The sequence below is a fragment of the Planococcus sp. RAB007_Raresut genome (assembly GCF_057369535.1).
On record NZ_JBXYIF010000006.1, the window covers coordinates 238,305 to 261,978 of the forward strand.

General features: G+C 38.9%; 21 protein-coding genes and 1 tRNA gene. 4 read left to right on the forward strand and 18 right to left on the reverse strand.

Annotation, left to right across the window (positions count from 1 at the left end; translation table 11 throughout):
* Positions 1-78: 78 nt before the first annotated feature.
* A complete protein-coding gene (locus AC2Q9J_RS13985; protein ID WP_499040866.1) occupies positions 79-978 on the forward strand; it encodes an oxidoreductase in 900 nt (299 codons plus the stop codon).
* A 282-nt stretch (positions 979-1,260) separates the two neighbouring features.
* On the opposite strand, the gene AC2Q9J_RS13990 is transcribed toward AC2Q9J_RS13985, so the two are convergent.
* Entirely contained in the window at positions 1,261-1,572 is a 312-nt protein-coding gene (locus AC2Q9J_RS13990) for a hypothetical protein (protein ID WP_499040867.1), read from the reverse strand.
* Positions 1,573-1,833: 261 nt separating this feature from the next.
* Complete coding sequence (locus AC2Q9J_RS13995) at positions 1,834-2,151, reverse strand: hypothetical protein (RefSeq protein WP_499040869.1); 318 nt, start codon at positions 2,149-2,151, stop codon at positions 1,834-1,836.
* 473 nt (positions 2,152-2,624) lie between these two features.
* Here AC2Q9J_RS13995 and AC2Q9J_RS14000 point away from each other — a divergent pair, with 473 nt between their 5' ends.
* Complete coding sequence (locus tag AC2Q9J_RS14000; RefSeq protein WP_499040871.1) at positions 2,625-4,154, forward strand: FAD-dependent monooxygenase; 1,530 nt, start codon at positions 2,625-2,627, stop codon at positions 4,152-4,154.
* A gap of 98 nt (positions 4,155-4,252) precedes the next feature.
* Here the strand turns inward: AC2Q9J_RS14000 and AC2Q9J_RS14005 are convergent, their stop codons facing one another.
* From AC2Q9J_RS14005 to AC2Q9J_RS14040, 8 genes are all read right to left on the reverse strand, one after another.
* Positions 4,253-4,435: a hypothetical protein gene (locus tag AC2Q9J_RS14005; protein ID WP_101803582.1), complete on the reverse strand. Its 183-nt coding sequence runs from the start codon at positions 4,433-4,435 to the stop codon at positions 4,253-4,255.
* A 217-nt stretch (positions 4,436-4,652) separates the two neighbouring features.
* Positions 4,653-6,011, reverse strand: a complete 1,359-nt coding sequence (locus AC2Q9J_RS14010; RefSeq protein WP_499040872.1) for a PQQ-dependent sugar dehydrogenase — start codon at positions 6,009-6,011, stop codon at positions 4,653-4,655.
* A 590-nt stretch (positions 6,012-6,601) separates the two neighbouring features.
* A complete protein-coding gene (locus AC2Q9J_RS14015) occupies positions 6,602-7,036 on the reverse strand; it encodes a hypothetical protein (RefSeq protein WP_499040874.1) in 435 nt (144 codons plus the stop codon).
* A 184-nt stretch (positions 7,037-7,220) separates the two neighbouring features.
* The gene (locus AC2Q9J_RS14020; protein ID WP_499040876.1) at positions 7,221-8,117 is read right to left on the reverse strand and encodes an SAV1803-related protein; all 897 of its coding nucleotides are present in this window, start codon (positions 8,115-8,117) and stop codon (positions 7,221-7,223) included.
* Positions 8,118-8,279: 162 nt separating this feature from the next.
* Positions 8,280-9,557 carry a Wadjet anti-phage system protein JetD domain-containing protein gene (locus tag AC2Q9J_RS14025; RefSeq protein WP_499040878.1) on the reverse strand — a complete coding sequence of 426 codons (1,278 nt, stop codon included), beginning with the start codon at positions 9,555-9,557 and terminating at the stop codon, positions 8,280-8,282.
* Complete coding sequence (locus AC2Q9J_RS14030; protein WP_499040880.1) at positions 9,505-12,849, reverse strand: ATP-binding protein; 3,345 nt, start codon at positions 12,847-12,849, stop codon at positions 9,505-9,507. The genes AC2Q9J_RS14025 and AC2Q9J_RS14030 overlap by 53 nt, the downstream gene beginning before the upstream one ends.
* Complete coding sequence (locus AC2Q9J_RS14035) at positions 12,818-13,423, reverse strand: DUF4194 domain-containing protein (protein WP_499040882.1); 606 nt, start codon at positions 13,421-13,423, stop codon at positions 12,818-12,820. The genes AC2Q9J_RS14030 and AC2Q9J_RS14035 overlap by 32 nt, the downstream gene beginning before the upstream one ends.
* A 1-nt stretch (position 13,424) precedes the next feature.
* A complete protein-coding gene (locus tag AC2Q9J_RS14040; RefSeq protein ID WP_499040884.1) occupies positions 13,425-14,834 on the reverse strand; it encodes a Wadjet anti-phage system protein JetA family protein in 1,410 nt (469 codons plus the stop codon).
* A gap of 376 nt (positions 14,835-15,210) precedes the next feature.
* On the opposite strand from AC2Q9J_RS14040, the gene AC2Q9J_RS14045 reads away from it, so the two are divergent.
* Positions 15,211-16,371: a hypothetical protein gene (locus AC2Q9J_RS14045; RefSeq protein WP_499040886.1), complete on the forward strand. Its 1,161-nt coding sequence runs from the start codon at positions 15,211-15,213 to the stop codon at positions 16,369-16,371.
* Between the two features lie 434 nt (positions 16,372-16,805).
* Here AC2Q9J_RS14045 and AC2Q9J_RS14050 read toward each other — a convergent pair whose 3' ends face one another.
* The gene (locus tag AC2Q9J_RS14050; RefSeq protein WP_499040888.1) at positions 16,806-17,468 is read right to left on the reverse strand and encodes a hypothetical protein; all 663 of its coding nucleotides are present in this window, start codon (positions 17,466-17,468) and stop codon (positions 16,806-16,808) included.
* Entirely contained in the window at positions 17,461-17,964 is a 504-nt protein-coding gene (locus tag AC2Q9J_RS14055; protein WP_499040889.1) for a hypothetical protein, read from the reverse strand. The genes AC2Q9J_RS14050 and AC2Q9J_RS14055 overlap by 8 nt, the downstream gene beginning before the upstream one ends.
* Before the next feature lie 411 nt (positions 17,965-18,375).
* Between AC2Q9J_RS14055 and AC2Q9J_RS14060 the strand changes: the two genes are divergently transcribed.
* Positions 18,376-18,945, forward strand: a complete 570-nt coding sequence (locus tag AC2Q9J_RS14060; RefSeq protein WP_499040891.1) for a hypothetical protein — start codon at positions 18,376-18,378, stop codon at positions 18,943-18,945.
* A gap of 465 nt (positions 18,946-19,410) precedes the next feature.
* On the opposite strand, the gene AC2Q9J_RS14065 is transcribed toward AC2Q9J_RS14060, so the two are convergent.
* The 6 genes from AC2Q9J_RS14065 to AC2Q9J_RS14090 all read right to left on the reverse strand — a co-directional run bounded on the left by AC2Q9J_RS14065 (position 19,411) and on the right by AC2Q9J_RS14090 (position 23,660).
* A complete protein-coding gene (locus AC2Q9J_RS14065; protein WP_499040893.1) occupies positions 19,411-20,115 on the reverse strand; it encodes a CBS domain-containing protein in 705 nt (234 codons plus the stop codon).
* 384 nt (positions 20,116-20,499) lie between these two features.
* Positions 20,500-20,982, reverse strand: a complete 483-nt coding sequence (locus tag AC2Q9J_RS14070) for a tetratricopeptide repeat protein (RefSeq protein ID WP_499040895.1) — start codon at positions 20,980-20,982, stop codon at positions 20,500-20,502.
* Positions 20,983-21,026: 44 nt separating this feature from the next.
* A complete protein-coding gene (locus tag AC2Q9J_RS14075) occupies positions 21,027-21,860 on the reverse strand; it encodes a hypothetical protein (RefSeq protein ID WP_499040897.1) in 834 nt (277 codons plus the stop codon).
* Positions 21,844-22,350: a YecA family protein gene (locus tag AC2Q9J_RS14080; RefSeq protein ID WP_499040898.1), complete on the reverse strand. Its 507-nt coding sequence runs from the start codon at positions 22,348-22,350 to the stop codon at positions 21,844-21,846. Before AC2Q9J_RS14080 ends, AC2Q9J_RS14075 begins: the two co-directional genes overlap by 17 nt.
* A gap of 397 nt (positions 22,351-22,747) precedes the next feature.
* Positions 22,748-22,847: transfer RNA gene (locus AC2Q9J_RS14085), tRNA-OTHER, on the reverse strand.
* A gap of 15 nt (positions 22,848-22,862) precedes the next feature.
* Positions 22,863-23,660: a hypothetical protein gene (locus AC2Q9J_RS14090; protein WP_499040900.1), complete on the reverse strand. Its 798-nt coding sequence runs from the start codon at positions 23,658-23,660 to the stop codon at positions 22,863-22,865.
* Positions 23,661-23,674 lie beyond the last annotated feature (14 nt).

The window sequence follows — 23,674 nt, forward strand, 5'->3', positions numbered from 1 at the left end:
GGCATCGCCCTTTCTTGCTTAAGCAATTGCACAATGGCACAATAGAAAAAAGAATCGATCACATCAGGAGCTGAACTTATGGAACAACAGACAATGACAGGAAAAACGGCCATCATCACGGGGGCGAACAGCGGACTCGGACTTGAAACCGCTAAGATATTCGTCGGGCGAGGTGCACGGGTCATCTTGGCTGTCCGTGATATCGAAAAAGGAAAAGCAGCCCAACAGGAAATCAAAGAAGAATATTCCGGGGCAACTGTCGAAGTCATGAACCTCGACTTGGCCGATTTGGACAGCGTACATGCTTTTGCAGAAGCGTTCATCAGCCGCTTTGATTCGCTCGATTTGCTGATCAATAATGCCGGCGTTATGACGCCTCCATATGCGAAGACAAAAGACGGTTTTGAACTGCAGTTCGGCAGCAACCATCTCGGGCATTTCGCCTTGACCGGCCTGCTCTTGCCACTTCTTATCCGCACAGAAAATTCTCGGGTGGTAACGCTCAGCAGTCTGGCACACCGCAAAGCCGCCATCGACTTTGAGAACCTGGACGGCTCTCAGGGCTATAAAGGAATGAAGTTCTATGGCCAAAGTAAACTGGCTAATTTGATGTTTGCAACAGAGCTCGATAAGCGATTGAAGCAGCACGGCTTATCGACGCTCAGCCTTGCTTGTCATCCCGGAATTTCTGCGACCAATCTGTTTAAACTGGGCGGCCGTGAAATGCCCCGAATTTTCAGTGGGCTCATGCACCGCTACCTGCAGCCTGCCGCAATGGGAGCACTTCCCACAGTCTATGCCGCAACGGACCCCGCCATAAAAGGCGGCGAATACATCGGCCCGGATGGCAAAGGCAACCGGAGAGGCTATCCGGCTTTGGAGGAACCTGATCCGGCCGTGAAGGATGAAGCCCTCCGCCAGAAACTTTGGCAAGTTTCGGAGGAGCTGTCCGGTGTAACTTTTGATTTCAGCAAATAGCGGATTCAAAATGAAAATGGTCAATGCAACCCAAAAAGCGTGTGCGATCTCCTTCCGGAAAATTGCATACGCTTTTCAAATATTCATTCCCAGCAGTCCCCAATTATTCCCAGTGTCACGAGCCATTATGAAAGAGACATGAAAATGCATGAAGTATCCGCTCCATTACTGGCGTCGGCGGATTCTTCATGCAAGATTTTGGTATAACTGGAATTATGTTTTACATAGGGACACGATTTTTCAATGAAAGTTATTTCTAATGCTTAAAAATACAGCTGCTATTTAAATATCCGGTCCATATATGCTGAATAATATTAAGGCACCATGTAATAAGATCTGTATTAGAACCACATATACCTCAGCTTTTAAAAGGGCTATCAAAAGATTTGTGTTTTTCTTTTGAATGAAATAATACAACGTAATCAACATATTTGGAATGGAAGCTAATGCTAGATTCACCGGAACTATCCAATATAGATTATTGACAATTTCTTGATTGGTATGCGCTTGGCCCATACTCATAGCCATCGCAAATACTACTGCGGCATGATAAGGAATTAAAAGAGTGTTCACCAAAATAAATAGTTTCGTCATAGTAATTCCTCCGCTTTAACTTACTGATTTGAACTATTCCCTGTGTAGCGTTCAGAGATGACTTGTTTGGAAGAAACATGAAAATTCATGAAAAATACATCTTACTACTGACGTCGGCGGATATCTTCATACACTACTTTTGTGTATATAGAATTTTTTGTCACAGGGACATGACTTTAATTGTCTACCAATGTCGGTGTGAAATACTGGATCATGACTCAAAATTAGGATTCCACCAAGGAATAAAAGAATTTCCCGCTACTAGATGTTGGGTCCATACATGCCAAATAACAATACTGCAACGTGTAATAACCCTTGAATGAAAATTACATATCCTTCTGCAATTAAAAAGTCGCGCCATATTAATTGCTGTTTTTTCACAAGCATAAAATATGCAGCAATTAATATGTTCGGTATGGATGCTGACAGTAATGTGATAGGAATTAGCCAAAGCAAATTATCGATATAATACTGATTAGATGTTTCCATCGAGCCACTCATATAAAAAACCAAAACTACAATCGGATGAAAAGGAATAAAGACTAAAATAGTATTAATAGCAAAACAAACCTTTATCATCTAAAAACTCCCTCAGCCCTCGATTAATTAAAAATAACGGTATTTTATCTAACGCACCACCTTACGTTCTTGTTGTAAAAAGTGAGCATAGAACTCCATCATTGCATGAGGATTCAGCTTACCCTCATCCTCCCAATCTCCAGTAATATCAGCCGACTAGTGATTATCCAAATATTAGTCTTTTGACCAATTTTATCGTAAATCACTGATAAACGGTCCCCTTTTTCTTCTGTATTTAAAAATAACTTTAATTTTCACTTCCTTTATACGAAGGAATAAACTGAAAAACCGCACACACGACGGTATTGTGGCAATGCATGGATTATCAATGGAATCGTGTATAATTTTTTACACAGTGCGCTAATTTTAATTTTTCAGCCTCATTTGCTTGAAACCCACCGATTAAGGATATAGTAGCTGTACAGGAACTTTTCTTATTCAACAGGCGTGATACTCATTAGGAGGTCGCTATGATGAACCCACAAATCTTAATCGTCGGAGCCGGCCCCACCGGCCTGGCGCTTGCCTATGGGCTGGCGCGTCAAGGCGTGCCGTTCCGGATCATCGATAAAAATGCAGGAACCGGCACTGCTTCCCGTGCGCTTGCCGTGCATGCGCGCATATTGGAGCAGTACGCCCAGTTTGGCCTGGCCGAACGCAACATCATCCAGGGGCATCCGATTTTATCGCTGGATGTCAGTGATGGCAACGAAGTGAAAGCCACGGTGAAATTCCATGATTTCGGCAAAGGCATGAGTCCGTTTCCGTTCATCCTGAGTCTGCCGCAGGACGAGCACGAAGAGATTCTGGTGGACGAGTTAAATAAAATCGGCGTAGAGGTCGAATGGAACACCTCTTTGATTTCTTTCGAAGACAAAGGAGAAGGCGTAACCGCCGTTCTCCAGCAGCAGGACCAGCCGGCAGAAACAGCGGAATTCACCTATTTATGCGGATGCGACGGAGCCGGCAGCATGGTCCGGAAAGGACTGGGACTTGAATTTCCCGGCGGCACATACAAGCAATTGTTCTTTGTCGCCGACATCGAAACCGCGAAGCCGGCAGAAAATATGCAAAAGATGGACATGTACATGGACGATGAAGGTTTCATGCTGTATATGTCCGTCCGCAACGTCATAACCAAGCGGATCCTTGGCATCGTGCCCGAGAAGTTCAACGAACGCAACAATCTCCAGTACAATGAAATCAGCGATTATATTGAAAATAAAATCCGTGTCACCGCGGCCAAGGTCAACTGGTTTTCGACCTACCGCGTCCATTACCGCGTCAGCGAGCAATTCGCCAAAGGCCGCATCTTCATCCTGGGCGACGCCGGCCACCTGCACAGTCCGGCCGGCGGACAAGGCATGAACACCGGCATCGGCGACGCCATCAATCTGGCGTGGAAACTCGCAGCGGTGATTCAAGGGAAAGCCGCTCCCAGAATATTGAACACCTACGAAAAAGAGCGCATCAGCTTTGCGCGCCGGCTGATCGCGACGACCGACAAAGCATTCTCGACGATCGTCAGCCAAAAACTGCGCGGCACTCTGCTGCGTCAATATTTCGTACCTTTCGGCCTGCCAGCGGTATTCAAATTCCCGTTCTCGCAAAAAAACGCATTTAAAATCTTATCCCAAATTCACATCAATTACCGCGACAGCCCTTTGAGCTACGGCAAAGCCGGCAAAGTTTACGGCGGCATGCGCCTACCGTGGATCCAAACCGCTAGAGGCGATAATTTCGCGCCGCTGCGCTCAGTCGACTGGCAAATTCATGTATATGGCAAAGCGAAGCCTGAGCTCATCGACTTTGCCCGCTCCCAGTCGCTCGAGCTCCATGAGTTTCCATGGAATGCGCAGATGAAAGATGCCGGATTCAAGCAAGACGCGCTGTACCTGATCCGGCCGGATGGCCATGTGGGGCTTGCGGTTGAAAAGCAGTGGCTGCGTGTGTTGAAAGCGTATTTGGAGACTTATGGGATTGTGGCTTTTGAAGTGAAGTGAGGCCACCACCCTGAAGAGAATCTGAACCATAAAAAAATAAGCTTCAGCAACCTCTCAATAAGGATGCCGAAGCTTATTTTCAATTAGGCTGCTGGCTCCTAGAATAAGCCGCCGAGCCCTCCGCCAAGTTTGGATTTTGCCATATCCATCAATTCGTTCTTTTCACTTTCGTCAAGCTGTCCATCGTCGTATGCCTGCTTGACTTGTGTGATGATTTCTTTCGCTTCTCCCGCGTCAGCATTGCTGATTTTTTCCTTCAATGCGTCAAAAGTTTGGCTCATTAGAAAAATCCCTCCTCAAATTATCTTTCGTATAAAGTATACCCGCCGTGAAAGGGGACAAACGGGATTCTTTAAAATAGAATTTCAAACTCAGCACAGGCAGCAAAAAAGAAGCAGGCATTCATGGAAATCCATGAATGCCTGCTTCTTTAATATTGTCAATTACCTTAAGGTAATGACAGTGACATAAGCTTGTGCGCTTTTAGCGAATAATAAATTATTCACCTGCTGCAGTAATCTTATAAATCACACCGCCATCAGTGCTTGCAATAAGCGCGCCTTCCTCAGTTACGAGAATATCACGGAAACGCTCGCCTTCATCAGTTAATAGACGTTCTTCTCCAACGATGGTGTCACCTTCAATAACGACACGCGCAATATAGCTCGATGCTAAACCGCCGATGAACAAGTTGTTCTCCCATTCAGGGATTGCGTCGTTATCATAGAATGAACTGCCACTTGGCGCACTTGTTGGATCCCAATAATATCTTGGTTCAATAAACCCTTGCGCTTCATGTTCTGAAATACCATCATTGATCAATTCACCAGAGTATTCGATACCATAAGAAACAATCGGCCATCCATAGTTATTGCCTGGTTCAACAATATTCAATTCATCCCCAGCTTGTGGACCGAATTCAACAATCCATAAGTCGCCTGTTTCAGGGTGGAAGTCGATACCTTGAATATTACGGTGACCGTAGCTGTAAATCCCATCCAGTGCGTCTTCATCTTCGACAAATGGATTCGACTCTACTGGTTCTCCGTCTTGTGTAATGTGAATGACTTTACCTAAATAAGCATCCAAGTCTTGCGCACGTTCGCGAATTGGATCATCTGAACGTTCACCAGTTGTCAAGAACAGGTTGCCCTCTTCATCAAAGATGATACGTCCACCATAGTGCAAGTCACCATCATATGCTGGTGTCGCTTGGAAGATGGTTTCAAAATTTTCCAGTGAGGCTTCATCTTCTGATAAAACACCTTTACCGAGAGCAGTTACAGTACCATCATCGGCATCTTCAGAATACGTCAAAAATACCATTCTTGAATCTTCAAAATCAGGTGCAACGGCTACATCAAGTAAACCACCCTGACCTGCGTTATTTACTTCTGGTGTACCTTCGATTGGTTCTGAAACAGCGAACTCATTAACATTTACAATAAGAAGTTCTGCTGTATCTCTTTGCGTAACAAGCAAGCGGTTTGGTTCAAACTCTGCCATACCCCAAGTCACGCCAAGACCCTCAGCAATAATCTCCTCATTAAGTTCTGTTTCAGTCTCTACTGCAGGTGCTCTTGTTTGTTCTGGAAATGCCGGTTCAAACTCAGTAACCTTTGGTTCAGTTTCTGCACTGCCATCAGGGGCTTCTTCAGCGCCCTCTCCCGTACCTTCTTCTGTTTCAGCACTTTCTTCTGTTCCAGCTTCCTCTTCAGCACTTTCTTCTGTTGTTGCATCCTCTTCAGCAGGTGCTTCTTCATTTGAAGCATCATCATTGCCGCCACATGCTGCCAAAGCCAATACAAACATCAGCATCATCAAGAGCATCAGTCTTGACCACGAAAATTTCGTCATAGTATTTCCTCCCTTTTTTAAATATGTAACTGAATCTAACTTAGAGTTCCTTACCCTAAAACCCAGTATCAAATGAGGCCACACGTTCATATCAAAACTAAAAACATGAAACACCTTCGAGAGTAATGTACCCGGATATACTAAAAATAAAACAATAATATTACTTTTATGTGACATTTACTGAACGCTTGTAATAAAAGCTGAATAAAAGACGACAACCGGAGCTGCCGTCTGTTGTCATGTATTCAGCCTGTCATTGTCGCGCATCCTCTGCATGGCGTGATGCTGCGTCAATCTTGCGAATATATAAATCCTTAATGCTGTGTCTCTTTGCCCCGCGCAATTACGTAAATTTAAGTTCTCAAATAAATACACGAAAGCCGTAGCCGTTACCGCTAATGTTTTGCGGATACGGTAACTTCTTCATGCAATTGTAGTAAATAAATTGAATTGGGTTTGACACTGGGAGGTGATTTTATAGGAGTGTGGCTTTTGGGGCTAAGTAAGGTAGCAATAGTAAAGAAGGCTGAAGGAATGATCCTATTAGGGATCATACCTCCAGCCTTCTTCTATATTAAGCCCTATAATTATCATTCATTTAATTTCTCCTTAAATTCCCTGCGAAGCAGATAAAGCACATGAAACCCTATTAGAACCGGAAGAACGATAAGATTAAAACGTGCTGTAAATTCCACGTTATACAATAACAGTATAAGCAATAGGCTGATAAACAAATACGATACTAATTTGAAGCAATAAATCTTTTTAATAGTTTTTATTTTTGTTTTCCCCGTGAGATAATCCACTAAATAAGAAACTGGGATGCCAAGAAATAAATACACTGGCCAAACATAAATATAAGCTAGGATAAAATTAGAAATTATAGCATAAGGATTTGCGGTAGCCAGATTTTCGTTACCTGTGCGCAGTTCCGGGTAAACAAAAGAATCCAGAATACCACTAATTATGATTAAAACAGGAACCGATATAATTGTGCTTATGATTCTAACTGAAAAAGATTTCATGGATTCATTACCCCTAAAGTTACTTCTACTAAAAAGCTGTTCCCTTTAATTCCGCTCCCCATGGAACACCACAATTCCCGATTAATTTATATGGATAAATACAAAGTAAATACCATAACTAAAATATTGAGATTTCCTGGGCTATATATATATTGTATAAAATTAAGTGTATGGTCAAAATCGTTTATAAATTTCTCTGGTCTTGGGCAGCGCCTTTATCCTTAGTTTCTTTCCCATCAGATCCGATTCCACTTTCTATATACACCAAGAGATCTTCCAACACTTTTTCTTTCGTATATTTCTTCATCTTATTATCATATTCTTTGAATGTGATGGAATTAGTAAAAGAATCCATTAGGTTTTTATATACTATGCATATAAAATAGCTAGCTGTAACTATTTCACCTCTAGAACTCTTATGATGTAATTGTTTTGCATTCTCTATCCAACGTGACCTATCTTCTAAACGTCTTTGCATTCGCTGTTCTTGCCACTGTTGTATCTGTTCTTCTCTTTTCTTTTTTTCACCATAATAATTCTCTAAGGCATTAAAATAACTTTCACCTAATACTTTTTGCATTTCTTTTACCAAATCAAACGCTTTTTGCGGCTCTAGAAATGATTTTATGTAACACTTCTTCATCCATTCAGGATTTGGAACTCTTTCATCAAGGTACCATTCTTCTATAAGCCTTTTTAAAAACACTTCATAGCCTGGATAGCCATACTCAAAGGAAGTTTCTTTTGTTATCAATACATGCAAAATAGTATGCTCGACCAAGTCACAATATACTAATCTGTTTCTTCTTTGATTTTCAAAAGGGATCTTATATTCCTTCACAAAAATTTGGTCAGAAATTTTTAACCATTTGATTTCATCTATATGGTGGCAATATAGACCTTCGTTTGTTCTTGTAAATTTACCTTTTGTAATATTTTTTATTTCTCCATTCATAAACCTCTGGTATGAAAATTCTCTGAAATAATCATCTTGTGCAGGACCGTATTTCTGAAGTAACAACTCAATCGCTTCGTCATAATTCTTTGATAATAAATCCAAGTACTCTTTATAACTGTCCATTGATAATTACTCCTAATCTTAGTTATAAAAAAGCAGTTAACTACCTACCTCTATACCATTTCTTCAGCCTTCGCATCAACGGCAGTTTCAGCGGCTCGATCTTCACATCCCGCGCACGGATCACAGTCTCGATCATTGTTTCCTTCCCTGAGAACCTATTTTCTATTCAATAACAATTCCTTCCTGTTCCAATATTCTTCCTTTATCCAACAACTTCTGTATAACTGGCCCCCATATTTCATATTTTTTATTATTTCTTATAGAAGCCAGTTTAACCCTATAGTCTTTCGAGAATGGTAAACCTTCTTTCACATACTTTTCATAAGTAGCCACATCCATTAATATTGGAGAAATTTCAGGAAAATAAGTTTCTTTTATATGTTCGAATATCATAATTCCTCCGTAATCAATATCTCCCCAGTGAAATACGTTATACGATAAATTAGGTGACTGAATTTGAAAATCTCTAAGTTTAATGAGTAATTTACGCAATGCATGATGTGGAAATCCTCCTGTGTAGATTACAAGAACCTTTTCCGGATTTTTTAGTACATCAGGAACTTTTTCCATCAGTCTTTGCCGAAGGTATAGATTATATGCGGTCAGATTCTCAATCAATAAAATAGAGTCAGCTGTTAATTCCTTAATTGTCATACCCTGAATTGTTTCGAAAAATATGCCTATACCTACATGGAAGTTTGAAAAATCCACTGTATTACCATTATTTTCGATAATCAAAGGGCCGGACAATAGAGTAATAGAAGGATTCTCTACAATGCCTACACTGTCTAAAAATTCTCTATCTGTATCCAATTCCAATTCTGTAAATCGTTTTAATGCGGCAATGAGTTTTCCTTGGACATTCCGTTCAAAATACTTAGTATCATTGAATAACTGGTGGCTTAAGACTCTTTTCATGATTCCATCGGCAGCACTAGGTAAGAACAAAAGTGTCTGAACAAGATCTTCCAAACCCTTTGGATCTTCAACTGCCATTCCCTTTGTCTGGTAGTTCTCCAAAGCTTCATCGTAATACTTCCAAAATGATTGGACCCAATCCCATGGGTGTGATGCTAGTGGCAGGATTTGCTCTCGGGCATTTTCGAGCAACTTTTTTCTTGGGGTAATACCGGCATGGTGATATGCAGTTTCAATACTTTCAGGTTGCAGATAGATTTTTTCTATTTCCTTGCCTTCCATAAATTTTTGCCATTTGATTTCAATAACTTTCAATTCCTGCAGTTTCATTGCCGCCTCGTGAATCGCCTCTTTTTTTCTGTAATCCATTTCATCTGAATAATCTTTTGAAAGTGGATCTTTTAAAGTTTTCATAGCGAATTGCACACGCTGTATTACGGCAGAATTATTTTTAAATGCATTGCTTTTTTCATACCTCTTCAGCAGCAAGTAAAGAATGCTGGACTGATATAATTTGCTCATCTCCTTGCTCAGTTGACCCCTCTCCTATCTCCTGTTCAGTGTATTCGATCATATCTGTAAAACATTCATAGCCCACACGATTGACGATTACGATTGTGGATACTTCTTTCGCCATACTGGCCAATTTTTCATCTGGTACCGCAGCAATCAATTGAAAGTTCATATTCTTAATGAGCCGAAGACTTGTTTGAATTCGTTCTTCATCCATTTTATTGAAAGCTTCATCAAAGACGACCAAACGCATTGTTTTTAAAGATTGGTACAATTGGTTGAACGAAGAAAGAATTGCTATATAAAACGGTGTCTGCGTTTCACCGCCTGACTTTTCCTTAAGAACCGTTGAAAATCTTATTTTACTTCCAGTAGGAGAAGAAATAATCAAATCGAAATCCAAATAACGGCGGTAGTCCGTAAATTCCTGCTGCTCATTTTCTTCACCTTTCGTAAGCATCTCGAATAGCTCATGGAGAGCCTGATTTTGTTCTTCATCCGTCAAATCAAATAAACTGGATTTATCGATAGTGGAAAGATTCATGATCACATTATAAAAACGTTTGTATTTATCACTTGGCTTGATATCGAATTGGTAACTTTCTTCATTGAACGGAAACTGCTTCAGAGATTTATTCAACAAGAAAAATTGCCTTTTTGCTGTTTCGATCGCTTCCTTCATTTTGTATACGAAATGGGAAGCGAACTCCTCTTCCGACTGCCTCAATGCTTCTTCCAATTTGACTTGATAGTCAGTGATATCTATATTGATCTGGTCAAAAAGATACTGATACTCCTCATTATCTGTCGAGTCTCTCTGTCCATTAAAATGATGCTTAATATTAAAATCATGCCTGTGATTTTCCAGCTGTCTAAACTCTCCATTTGCTAGAGAACGGTTACCAGTTTGACTTCTCTTCCAATTTTCTATTTTCTCCCCTGTCGGCTTTTGCTGTTTTTCAGCATCTCTCCACCGTCTCTCTGCCTCCATATTCATAACAGAACTATTTAAATCTGCCCACTCGTTTATCTTAGCAATAGCTTGCACAAGGAGAGCTTCCTTACGTATAAGTTCTTTTTCTAGATTTGCGTGTTGAGATTCCTGGACAGCAATGTTCCTGTTATAATTTGTTTTCTTTTCATCCAATTCTTTTATTCTAAGCTCCCAAAAATTACAATTCCCCTCTAATTTCTTTATACCTTCATTATCAAGCTGACTTAATTCAATTTGGTTATTCTTTAAACGGGACTCGATATCTGAAATAAACTGTGGCAGACTACATTTCTCATTCATTTCTTTGTAAACTGCGCGTGAGTCCTTAAGTAATTCCTGCCAATGTTCAAATAGGCTTTCAGACTGTTGATGCTCGCTTAAATACTCTTCAACTTCTTGAAGCTGCTGTTTTTTCAATTCCAATTGTTTAGGAATAGCTTTCAATCCAATATAAGGAATACGATATCGTTCCTCTTTCATCTGCCTCGCAACAAGGTTCTGATAAAGCATACAAGTAGGAGTTACCGCTGCCGGATGCTTGCTTAATTCCTTTTCGGAAATTGCTTTTACTATCCGTCCCATTAAATGTTCGATTCGTGCCTGAATTACTGGATTTTCAGAGTGAACTTCTCCAGCCAGTGTATTTGGTTTCATGGTTCCTAGAAACATGCGTTCTTTTTCGCTGTTAACCAAACCTGCTCCTTCTAGCCCAAGCTTCCATTTTTCCTTTTCATATATCTGAAGCGCTTCTTCAAAGTATGCAGGTTCCACCAATAAATCGAATCTCTGTGTAGCAAGATATCCCTCAATTGCATTTCGCCACTCTTCGTTTTGCACTTCCATTTCTTCACAGAAAATCCAGACAGCTGATTTTCCGGATAATTTCTCTTCCAATGCTCTTTTTAATTTCTTTACAGATTCCGGATATGGTCGTTTTTTATTTTCCAGGTCACGGATTTCCTTTTCAAGTCTGTCTTTCTCGTTCTTCAACTCAATTATCTTATTCGACGCTTCACTGCCGGCAATGACAAAGCGATTGTAAAGACTGGCTAATTCCTCCCCCACTATTGTCAGATTTATCTTAGGAACCTCTCCTGATTCCAGGGACTGGACTCCAACCATTAAATTTTTATAGCCTTCATCAATCTTACGCAGAGTTAAGTCGTCCCAGTTCAAGTGTATGTTTTCTTGTAAACTTCTTAAATTCCAAACCTTTTTAGATTCACCTTTTAATATCTTTATCAAACTTACCAATTCCGCTTTTTGTTCACTAAGATTCTTTTGATCTTCAGTAATCGCTTCAAGCAGTACTTCCTGTCTTTTTTTAGCTTCATTGGAATGTAGTGCCTGGTATGCCTCTTTTCTTGCTGCATCAGCTTCTACCAGTGCAAAGTCATTCAAAGTGTTCTCTTCCCTCTGCTTCTTTAAATTATCTGCAAGAGCTTGAAGGCTCTGCTGCGCTTCATCGTATTCCTCTTTCTGCAACAGATGTTCCAGGTGGCTGATGACGTATTCCTGTTGTTCTGCTGTTTCTCCGTATTTGATGTATTGCTCATGAAGGCCTTTAATTTTTTCCAATGCTTCCTGCCGGACTACCAAATCCTCCAATTCCTTCTTATATTGCTGATGAACTTCAAAATTCTCTTTCATAATATCCAATTGCAGTTCTTTTTCGTCCAGAATATAGTCATAAACGAAATCACGCACGTCCTGGATAGGTTTAAATAACAAGGCCTTGGAAAACGTCGGGAAAAAGCGCTGATCCACTTGGCCCATCCGATGCAGCAAAGCCTTCTGATATCCTTCCTTTGTACGTTCTGAACTATTTCGATTTTCAAGCCGGTCGATGTATCGATGGAACTCATCGCGATTTTTCAAATTACCATTTTCATGCATGTACTCAAGATCCTGAATTCTGCATTTATTGACAATAAAAAATTCTTGATCCGTTGTATCGTCTCTGTAGACATCAACTACAGTTAACACAACAAAGCACTCTTTCTTAACTTCATCAAAAAATTCTGCCATCAAATAAGTGGTGAAATCCTCTTCCCTAAGGTATTGTTTGTCGTCACTACCGATTTTCCCCCGCAAATAACTGAGAATTGATCGCTTGGCGTCATCATGGGCAGATGAATTAAAACGGATCATTCTCCCATCTGCGATAAACAGTACTTGGAGGGCATCAATGATGGTGGATTTTCCGGCGGCATTACTGCCGGTAATCATGGTCTGTTTTCCAAATTGAATTTCTTCATCTTTGAAATAATGCCAGTTAACGAGCTTCAGTTTCTTCAGCCACTTCATCTGCAGATTCCTCCATTTCGTCTGTAACATAGCGGTCAATCTTTAAACTTACCTTCTCAAGAGATTCTGCTTCCACCATATAAACCCAGGTGTGAAATAAACGGAATCGGCAATCCTCAAAATGCCAATCCGGGTCAAGCGGTTCCAGTAATTGAAAGTGGATACATAACCGGACAAAGTCACGTAATTTTGTCTTTTGCAATTCCGGCAGTCGAAATGTTTCGTATTTCCTTTTGATTTCATACAAAGTGACCACAGGAAAACTGGCCAATGAAATACCCTCCCGTTTTTCCTGGTAAATCAACCGTAAAATAAGCAGCCAGACGCTTTCGTCCCTAGTGAGACGGCGCTGATGCAGGCCTTTGGAAGATTTCACCAAAACAACCTCCAGACGCTCATCGAAGACAAATTTCCAACCCAGAAACCCGAAAAACTGTTCAAGCTTTTCTTTGTGCCGTTTCGCCATATAATAACCGATCTTATCAATTTCTTTTACAATAAAGTTCACTGACAATAGGTGATTCACAAGTGTTTGCAGTTCCTTATGCTCCGAGTCAGATAGATTGGTGAACATATTAACTCCCCTTTCCGGCTTTTCGAATTATCATGCGGTCTATGAATCTGTAATGGCCGATGTGCAATATTCGGTCTTCCTGTTTCCTGATCAAAGAATAAGAAGACTTCTTTTCGTAACCATATAAGTAAACGAAAGGCAGATAAACATACTCTTCGATTGTACGTGGCACTAATTCTGCGATTCCCATTTCACTTCTATCAGCCAGACGGTCCAATACATAACGATCAATCTTTTCTCTGGTAATCGCTGCTTCTAATTTTTTCAGGTTTTTTGTACGGACTGCATTTTTCACTTCTTCCGATACAGCAATTACGGTATGCTTCATTGGTTCATGTACGGCTTTTTTACCACGCGGGGTAAGCAATGAACTCTCAGACAGCAGCTGTGTTGTGTGAAGTTGAAGAACTTCCTCCATGGCGTTATCCCACTCCCCTTCCAGTAGGCTTCGACTCTCCAGGAGTTTAGCAATTTGCTGGCCGATCCCTTGATTATGCTGAGTTAAATAACGTGCTCGATCATAAGATGATTTTAGATATTGATGATGGCGTATATCGATTTGTTCATATAATTCATCCAGACTTTCATATGCTTCTTCTATGAACTGCAAAGCTTGACGCAATTTCTGCTCCGCAGATTCTTTATCTTCAAATGTGCCATTTTCCATAGCATCTACTACCGCCGTCTCAAATAATTCCCTGTCCAAAAGCCATTCTTGAACCACTTCAATTATTCGGTTTCGATACCTTGCTACATGGTCAGACGTTTTTAAACGGTGATAACTGCGATCAACAATATTTTTCATGTATATATCGAAATGGTGATCAAGGACTTCCTGCAAGGTTTGCTTGGCAACCACTTGTTCCATTTGATTTTTCATATTATTGATGAGGATTCGCAACTCTTCCAGTAACTGACCGGTGACAGACTCGGCTTGAAAGATTGCCAGACTGGGTTGTCTTTCCATCTCTTCTGAGATTAAAAGATTATATGTATTTAACGCATATCCCTGGAATTCTACACTTCGTGCTTCACATAATTCCTGCATTACGCCAAGCATTCTTATCGTGTAATGCGGCAGTACAATTGAATGCCTGAAATTATCTCTCGTTTCAACATCAATCCAAGCCAACTGCTGTAATTTTCTCAGCAACGCATTTGCTTTCGATCGATAATTTTCACTTTCCCGTGTTTCAACGACACCCTCTTCTTCCACTTCGAAAAAAATGCCGCCCTCTTCTTTTGTTTCTATTAACTCCTGAAACAAATCACGCATAATTTCATAATCGATTCCGACACGACTTAGTTTGAATTGTTCATACAATTCTAAGACGGCTTCTGCATATATATTTCGATGCTTGCCAACCAATAATGTAAAAAAACGGTCTGGTAAAACAGCAAATAGCTCCAAGTTAAAACTCCTAACTATTCTGACTTATTAGGAGTATTATACCATTTAAGACTTTTTTAACAGCATCTACTTGGATTTTTTTACCTTAACGCACTTGTGCTTCTATCCTTTCCATGTTTTGTTAACTTGTGGTCATTCTCGTGAAGCCATTCTTCTCTCTACGTTAAACTTAAAGAAGTTTGTGTATGACTAATACCTGTCGTATTTACAAAAATACACGTATTATTTTTTGAGTATTTATGGATCTTAATTTCAAAATGATCTTCTACCTAATTAATATACAATTACAAAAATCACAAATAACATTCCATTTCTATCCAAAAAGTGGTACTATTTGTTATACATTATAGTAAAAAAGAGAGATGGGATAATAAAAATGAGAAGTAAAAGTTTATTTAGTTTGATATTTATCGGTCTAGTTTCAGTATTATTAGCAGGTTGTGGTTCGGCAAATCCCACTACTACCGTAGATGACTTTTTGTCCGCCATTCAAAAGAATGAGTTTGAAAAAGCAGGTTCGTATGTTCAAGGCGGTACTGAAAGTCTGGTTACTGATCAGGAATCAGACGAGGAATTTGATGAAGAACTGGCAGCTAGCATATTTGAAAACATTTCAAATAAATACGAGTTCGAAAAGCTTGAAGAAGTATCAGCCGATGACAATAAAGCCGTTATAAAAGCTGAAATTACTTCCGTTGATATGGGAAGTGTTCTAACCAGTACAATGGCTGAAATCATGCCTTTGGCTTTTGCCAGTGCTTTTGATGAAGAAACTGCAGAATCTGAAAAGGCTATGGAAGAAATGACCGAAAAAATCATGGTCAAATATATGACTGCAGAAGATGCTCCACTTGTTACACGTACTGTTGAATTTAACTTGGAGAAAGACGAAGAAGGTAACTTCAAAATCGTGGATGATGAAAATTTAGAGGAAGCTATTTTTGCTAACATTTCTCAATTAGAGGATATGTTCAGCTCAGAAGGAAGTGACTCTTGGTCAGAAACAGAAGAAACCGAAGTAATAGAAGAAGAAGTGCCTGAGCAAACTTCCGAAGTATTATCAGTTGTGACTGAAAACAAAAAATATGATGCAAGTCCTGTAAACGTTACATTGGATCAAGTGTCGTTCAAGAAAGCAATGAATGTCTCAGAAGATCAGCAGTTTAACATAAATAATATGTATACTGACGAACCAATAGGATCTGAATTCAATTATTTCTATATTGCATACACAGCAGAAAATACTTCTGACCAAGACATTACTTTTAATGGAATTAATGAAATCGTTTTGTTTTCAGAAGGTAAACAAGAAAAAATTGACGTTGCATATGATTGGAAAGACTTCATTGATTATGATGAAGCACAAGACCCAGATTATTACGGAACCGTAAGCAAAACCGGTGAAGTTGGAGTTGTGATTAAGACCGATCCAGCTAAAGTAGAAAAAGTTCGAATCGTTATAAGTGAATCAATGGTAACTGAGAGTTATGAAACACTAACAGATGCACAAAATATTGAATTTGAAATAACTAACTAAGCAACCAAAATTGATTTACCTGTTTCAAATTAAATACTGAAAGCCGCACTTCAATGTGCGGCTTTTTTTTCTTATGCTTTCCTAGAACCAGACACAAGCCCACAAATTTAGAAGCTTGAATAGACCGCAACAACGCCGCTAGAAATGCTGATTTTATAGATCAGTTAGTTTACAAATTATAAATTTTAGTGCATATTCAGAACCATTTAGAATTGTTTTTTACACAGGGAAGCGATTTTAATTGAAATGTTGATGCAGTAGGTGTGGTTATGTATAGAGTATAAATTGTAGTGTATTGTCAAAATCGTTTAGAATTGTTTCTTTCCCAGGGAGGTGATTTTATAATTAGCTCACCGTTTAATTCTTCAATTTTTTTAATCTTATATTTTTCCATCTTTCATTCCTCAGTGATTAATTTTGCGCAAAAAAAAACCTCAGCGATTTGCTGAAGTGTTTTCCGTGATTATTTTAATATTATCTCTTACGGTTTGTAGTCCTTCATTTACTAAAACTAAGTTTTCTGAGATAGTTTTAACGTATTCTTCTGTAAACGTGAAATTATGCTCATTAACTGATTTAAGAATATTTTTTAAATGTGAAATCTGCATTCTAATCTTGCTAGGAATTTCTATGATATATTCATCAGATATTTTTGCTAATAGTTCCGTATTTTGTAAAACAGTCTCAATTTTTTTTATAGGCTCATCTAACTCATTGATAGATTTTTTCAATAATATCGGCTGAGTAATCCTTTCTTTGAAAGGGATAACTGCATAGCTTAGAACTCCAAATAAATCTTCAAGTAAGTAGTCTAAAATTCGCAAAGCATTATTGTTATTAGCTTCTTTAGTTCTTTCTGCTTCTGCTTTTGAATGTTCGATTTGGTTATTAACTGACTTTAAAGTAAACTGTCCAGCTAAGAAGGCTCCTGTTCCTGCACCTGTAAGAGTAAACAAACCAACTATTATAGCTTCTATTACCCATTGAGGAAAGATTATGAATCCTTCATTATACAAGGTGAAGACTAAAGAAAGGATAATTATTATCAGTGCTCCAATCACTACATAGAATACTGCATAATTTCGATTGTCACTCATTATCCTTCACCAGCTTGTGCTCTTTTATTTTGCCGTTTTTTATTGGTGCTTCTGTTAATGCTTTCTTCATTTCAACTTTATTATACGGTAACCCTAACTCTTTTCTATAGAAATTAAAATTGTACTCTAAATGGTTTCTTAAGTATTTTTCTTCATCTAGAAAGTTGGCTGGATATCCTGTACCGATAAGATAATATTCTTCAATTAACATTTGATGAATCAAAGCTAAGTCTGGACTTACATACTGATAATTATTTTTTATAATATTATCAACTGCATGGAATTCTTCACCATTCAATCCTAAGTAACCATCTAGAGGATGATAAGCCTTATTAACTTCTTTCATTAAGGGCATGTATAACTTCTGTAAAATTTCTACTTTATATGAATTGGCTTGCATCCTAGTTTCTTTTCGAATTAGAAAATGATAATTAAAGAAACTAGTGATAACAATCGTTATAGATGAACTTATTAAAGCTATTATTACTTCTCTCAAATCTCAAACCCCATTTTTCTTTTTATCGTACCATTAAAGGTAAAATCTTCAAAAAAATTTTCAGAATTAATCATCTCGCTTCCCTGGGAGCGGAACAATTCACAAACAATTTATACTGATGAATAAAAATAAAGAAGCTACACACAATACTGATGCAGCAAGTATGGTTATGCATGGATTATAAATTATAGTGCATTGACAAGATCGTTTGGAATTGTTTCTTTCCTTGGAACGCGATTTTTATTGAAATGAATTAAGTTTGACATCGGGTATTAATTCCCTAATCCCAAGTTCATTTATTATATACAAATTAATTATGGATGACATCTTATAATACAATCGGCACAGTGTTATTATTCAAATAAAGATTATTTTACAAAAAATTTCGGAAACTATTTGGAGGTAGGTAATTTGAAGCTGAATAAGTTGGGTGAATTTGCTGGTAAATTCATCACGAAGGAAAAAGTTCTTGAATTTAGCAAAAAAGAAGTTGGAAAAATAATAGAAAAAAAGGCAGGCGAAACTATACAGAATAAAATCGACAATTTTGATAAAACACTAAAATCTAAAAATGACATTAATGACAAGTATGAGATACTTTATCAAACACTTATAAAGCCTGATGTTGATTTTGAAGCTTTTATAGATGCAATTAACGAATCTTTTTACATTGTTAAAAATTACAAAAATGAATTAGTCGATACTAATAACAATAATCCTAAAAATAAATCCAAATTAAAGAAACTTACTACACAGTTCACGAGATGGGAAACACTTTTGAATAAATTGAGAGAAGAAGCTAGACAAAGAGTTAAGCAAGAATCTACTATTGTATTTGAGCTTAAAAAAGAATCAAAATTTTTTAGAACATCACCCGAAATCAATTCTCATCTAATTTCTTTAGAGACATCAGAAGATTTAATTAAGTATCTATCAAAGATCAATAGAATTTACTTTAATAATTTCATAAAGGAAAGATAATATACTTTCAAATTCATTTAACCAAAGCATAGAAACAACCACCTGCTTTCTTAGAAGGAGATTATTAATATATAAATATTACATATAGATGAAGCCGACTGCATTTTGAAATGCTGCAAGTGCGGTCGGTTTGAATTCCGCTGCCTTGGAGTCGGTACAATTCATAATAATTTCATTATCTTTTTCAACAGAAATACCCCCTTTCTTTAAGCCTTGCGTTTCCAGCAATTAAGTTTCTGTTAATTCCACTACCCCAGGAACGACACAGCTCTCAAACAATTTATAAGCTTGAATAAAATGCAGCATGCGCCGAAAGAACCTCTAATTTTATAGCTTAGGCAGTCTGTTTATTATAAATTGTAGTGCATAGTCAGAATCGTTTAGAATTGTTTCTTTCCTTGGGATCTGATTTATTGAAGGTTCTTTGTATTGTCGTTTATCTATTTAATATAGTTGGGGAGCGATTTATGATTTATAAAATTGAAGGATATCCCAGGTTGTAATGATGCCTAGCAAACTTTCTGTTTTTTTACCTGAATGAGTAATTAATAAAGCATCCAGCCTCTCTCTCGTATGAGGAAAATCTTTAAATATCTCCTCAACTTCGTATACAGTTAGTTCTTTTCCAATAAAAATATAGTTATCTACCTCTTCTTCAAATTCCAGGATATCTATAAGGTTAGTCTCTTCGAGAGAAATGATATCTTCTTCAATATTTCTTGCTAGCCATTTCGTGATGCCGTTCTCAGTTAATAAGCCAATGAATTTTTTTTCCTGATAAACAGGAAACTGAGTATAGTCCCTCTCTCGTATTACCTTTAGTACTTCAACAATTGAATTATTGTGCTTAAATGTTTCCACTTCCTTCTTAAAATGAGTTAATACTTTTGGTGGGTTTGTTAATTCTTTTTCAATTTTTTCAATTTCATCGACAATTGATTGGTGAGGCTCAGCTATCGCATAAGCTCCATTAGTGGATTGATGGACAATGGCATTTCGAAGTTTTGCAAATTTGTGTAATCGATCTACATTTCGTTTTACGGCGACGTTACTTTTTGCTTGAGTTTCCACTAACTGGGCGAAAGTAATATATCTTTCGCTCGAATTTCCATTGTTCATAAACTGTTCAATTCGATTGAAGGCAGCAAGGAATCTATTGGAATTTTCCATCTCTCTTCTCTCCTGTCTCATTGAAGTTTTGATTGCTTAGGTCATTTTTATTGTAAAACTCCTTTTTTCTCCAAACCAAGTAAATATGCTAGCTTTTTCATCCCTTATCAGAATCAATGACGTCTACTTTAAACTTTGAATTAATTATTGCGCTTCTCTGTGAGCAGCGCAATTCATGACAATTTCAATTTTTGCATAAACAGTGAAACTCCTTCTCCTGAAACTAGATATTCACAGGGATGGAGTATTTTTTGTATACAATTGCGGTGAATAGTTAAAATCGTTTAGAATTTTTTCTTTCCCAAGGAGACGATTTCTATTGTTATGCACTAGCAGTATGATTAAGAGTTTTTTGCACATTGTTGTGAGTTACCCACGTGCCCCTCACCCCATAAACCCATCAACTTCCGAAATCCCATAAATCAACCAATAAATTAGCTGCGCCTCATCCTTATTCCCCTCCTGCAGACTGAGCCGCCTCGGAAAAGCACCCGGCTTCTTGCCTTCTTTCAGCAGTTTGAAAAGATGCGGATTGCGCTTCTTGATGAATTGTTTCATTTGGCTCCTTTCGTGAGGTTTCAGAACGCCGGTATGCAGATCAGATAGATAGTGGAAATACATGCCGATTCCTGTATTGTCCTCCAGAGCAAAGCCGTCTATGAATTCACCCGCCTGCTCCCATTTTCCCGCATGGATATAAGCGCTCAGGAGCAGCCATTTCGCGCCCTGGTGGTCGAGCGGATTCTTATCCATGATCTCCGTCAGCTGTTCAATCGCCTTGTCGTATCTGCCCTGCTCCATCAGCCAGGCACCATATGAAAATAAAGCCCGCAGGAACGGCCGGTTCGGCACATAGCCCCAGAGCACGTCGAAACTGTTATCGAAGGTCCGGTAGCCGGTGTTCAAAGCATTTAAATAATGCAGCTCTCAACATCGTGCTCCACAAATTCCGCCATCAGCAAATTCGCGTCGCCGCTTTTCGGATCCAGTTCGAGCGCTTCCCGCGCCAGCCGTTCGCGTTCTTTGCCGTCCTTTTCAAACGCTTCGTAGCATAGCTGCTGGGCTCGTTCCGCATCCGTTTTCGGCGTGAATTTCTGATTCGGCTGCTGCAGGATTTTATTCATTTCAGCTTCCGAATCCGCATATGTCATACGCATCAACGTTTCCCACAGCCCCCGCTCCGTCAGCCGGGGATCAGTCCCCATCTCTGTGACAACTTCCGGCATGATATAGGGCTGCCGATATTGTTGTTGATCCATAGGTTGAGCATTTTCATCCTTGTCCACCCGTTCGATCACAAACTTGCCGACCATGTCTCTGTATTTCGACAGGGTGCCAACGGTTGTTCCGAGCTCTTCCGCGATGATCTGCTGAGTCAAGTAAATTTCTTCAAACAGTCCGAAATCACTTGCCGCCTGCAGTATTCCCGCTGCCACGCCTTCCGGTTTCCGCGCCTTCACAGGCACTTCCTTCAGAAACGCAAACGCAATGCCTTCGATCGCTTCATTTTTCAAGCCGTAGTCATCAATAAACCCGCTGACCAGCCCCATGACTTCTTCCTGAAACGGTGTCAGGTCCAGCTTTGGAATCGATTCCACAAAAGAGCGGTACAAGTCCAGCGGATCGCTGACCCCTTTTTTCAGACGGGCAGCCAGTTCTTCAATGACTGTCTGCTGAAAAGCCGGAATTGTAATCAACCCTTCTGCTGGCTGCATAGCCGGCTTGCCGTCACGCAGACTCCTCAAAAAGACCCCGAAAAGCCATTCGCCCCTTTTCGCCCCACCCTGTATTCACCATTTGATGGATTTCTCCCGTCACTTTATCACGCAACTGAAGAATCCCGTTCTCGATTGCCTGAACTTCGACAAGCATGTAGAAGGGCTCTTGCCACAATTCCAGCACGTCCAGTACCCGCTTTCGTTTCTGCGTTTTCTTTTGGCGGCCGAGATAGTCTTTCCATATTTCCACACGGTCATGGAACACATACGATTCGAAAGCCATCGCTTCAATCATATCTGTGTTAAAAACGTCTGATAAAACCGATTGCCACTTGTCGAAACGCTGATTCAATTCATGAAACTCCTTCGGCTCCAGCCCCTGTTCCGCAAATCCCATCATAATAGTTTCCAGTTCCGCATCAATCACCTGCTGCAGATCCACCGCTTCTTCCCGGCCGCAGCATTTCTTATACTTCTTCCCGCTCCCACACGGACACGGATCATTTCGTCCGACCATGTCATCCCCTCGATTCATCAACTTTTCTTTAATCGTAGCGGGGTTTTTCGGGGGTGGCAAGGGGGTGTGTTACTGTTCCCCGGAGAATTGGGTATTCCTTTTCCAACAGTCCCCAGATTGTCCCTGTGTCGCGAGCAATTAGGAATACTCTACTTCTTAGATAAAACACGAAAGCCGAATTCGCCAACCCTTGAGGTTAATGAATTCGGCTATTTTGTAATGCAATTGTAGTTAATAAATTGAAATGGGTTTGACACAGGGAGGCGATTTTACAATTGTAGTGTATTGTCAAATTCGTTTTGAATTTTTTCCCAGAACCGAGATTTTTCATGTATAAAATCGCGTCGAAGTATCGAGAACAACGATTTCGTATAGTGAGCAAGTTAAAGGAAATTAATATCTGGCTGTGGATTCGAACCACAGGCTCCCCCTTCATTGACTCACGAACTTTTCATGAAGCAATGGAGGGGGGTGCTTTACCACTAAGCGAACCAGATAAATATAAACTAATTTTAACTTTGTTTCGTTATTCCTTCAACTAATTTTAGCACTAATTTTGCGTCTTTTTCTTGTATTCCATAGGTAGACTTCAACTCAGTTTTAATTGCTTTTTCTATCCTCCCCGGTTTATTTGAATACTTTGCGTATTTATTTATATCTACTAAGTTTACAATGTTTTCTACATTGGGATAAGCTAGCTCACAAAACTGCAATGCTAGATTCTTAACAGCTCTCGAGTATAGAAGAAAATCATCGAAACTAATTTCTTGAAATCCATTTGGGGCATTTAAATTAGTATATTTTATTTTTACTTCTCCATTTTCTAATATTCTTTGATGTTCTTTATTAACTTTCTCTAGACTTCTTATATCTTTACTATGCAAAGAGGAATTACGAATTAGTCTATAATAATTACAAATATTATACTCTACAACCTCTTCTTTTTTCATACTCTTCGCAATAGATTTAAAAGCAGTTTCAAGTCTCGATTCTTTTTCTTGTTCCACCCACGAAATTCCTTTGATCTTTTTACATTCCTCTTTAAATTTTATAAGAAATTCTTCGAAACACTGAGAAACTTGAGTGATATAACTTCTTGATATAATCGCATTAAATTCTTGAGGGACATCGTTAAAATCGACTCTTATTTTATATTTTCGAGATTTTTCTTTTAAAAACTGACTAAAGTCACCTTGATCCCCAGAATGAAATAAAAAATCTCTTTTTGATACTTCATTTAATTCGATTATTGAATCGAGATATCCTAGTTCCTTTATTAACGTCTTATAACAAGGATAAGTAAATTTCATATTTCCCCTCCGTT

Bases quoted from the DNA above. Each gene is read 5' to 3' on its own strand.
- AC2Q9J_RS14020 (WP_499040876.1), bottom strand. From the start codon at position 8,117: ATGGACAGTTATAAAGAGTACTTGGATTTATTATCAAAGAATTATGAC.
- AC2Q9J_RS14015 (WP_499040874.1), bottom strand. From the start codon at position 7,036: ATGAAATCTTTTTCAGTTAGAATCATAAGCACAATTATATCGGTTCCT.
- AC2Q9J_RS14065 (WP_499040893.1), bottom strand. From the start codon at position 20,115: ATGGAAAATTCCAATAGATTCCTTGCTGCCTTCAATCGAATTGAACAG.
- AC2Q9J_RS14025 (WP_499040878.1), bottom strand. From the start codon at position 9,557: ATGAGCAAATTATATCAGTCCAGCATTCTTTACTTGCTGCTGAAGAGG.
- AC2Q9J_RS14045 (WP_499040886.1), top strand. From the start codon at position 15,211: ATGAGAAGTAAAAGTTTATTTAGTTTGATATTTATCGGTCTAGTTTCA.
- AC2Q9J_RS14030 (WP_499040880.1), bottom strand. From the start codon at position 12,849: ATGAAGTGGCTGAAGAAACTGAAGCTCGTTAACTGGCATTATTTCAAA.
- AC2Q9J_RS14010 (WP_499040872.1), bottom strand. From the start codon at position 6,011: ATGACGAAATTTTCGTGGTCAAGACTGATGCTCTTGATGATGCTGATG.
- AC2Q9J_RS13990 (WP_499040867.1), bottom strand. From the start codon at position 1,572: ATGACGAAACTATTTATTTTGGTGAACACTCTTTTAATTCCTTATCAT.
- AC2Q9J_RS13995 (WP_499040869.1), bottom strand. From the start codon at position 2,151: ATGATAAAGGTTTGTTTTGCTATTAATACTATTTTAGTCTTTATTCCT.
- AC2Q9J_RS14050 (WP_499040888.1), bottom strand. From the start codon at position 17,468: ATGAGTGACAATCGAAATTATGCAGTATTCTATGTAGTGATTGGAGCA.
- AC2Q9J_RS14000 (WP_499040871.1), top strand. From the start codon at position 2,625: ATGAACCCACAAATCTTAATCGTCGGAGCCGGCCCCACCGGCCTGGCG.
- AC2Q9J_RS14080 (WP_499040898.1), bottom strand. From the start codon at position 22,350: ATGGTCGGACGAAATGATCCGTGTCCGTGTGGGAGCGGGAAGAAGTAT.
- AC2Q9J_RS14005 (WP_101803582.1), bottom strand. From the start codon at position 4,435: ATGAGCCAAACTTTTGACGCATTGAAGGAAAAAATCAGCAATGCTGAC.
- AC2Q9J_RS14090 (WP_499040900.1), bottom strand. From the start codon at position 23,660: ATGAAATTTACTTATCCTTGTTATAAGACGTTAATAAAGGAACTAGGA.
- AC2Q9J_RS14035 (WP_499040882.1), bottom strand. From the start codon at position 13,423: ATGTTCACCAATCTATCTGACTCGGAGCATAAGGAACTGCAAACACTT.
- AC2Q9J_RS13985 (WP_499040866.1), top strand. From the start codon at position 79: ATGGAACAACAGACAATGACAGGAAAAACGGCCATCATCACGGGGGCG.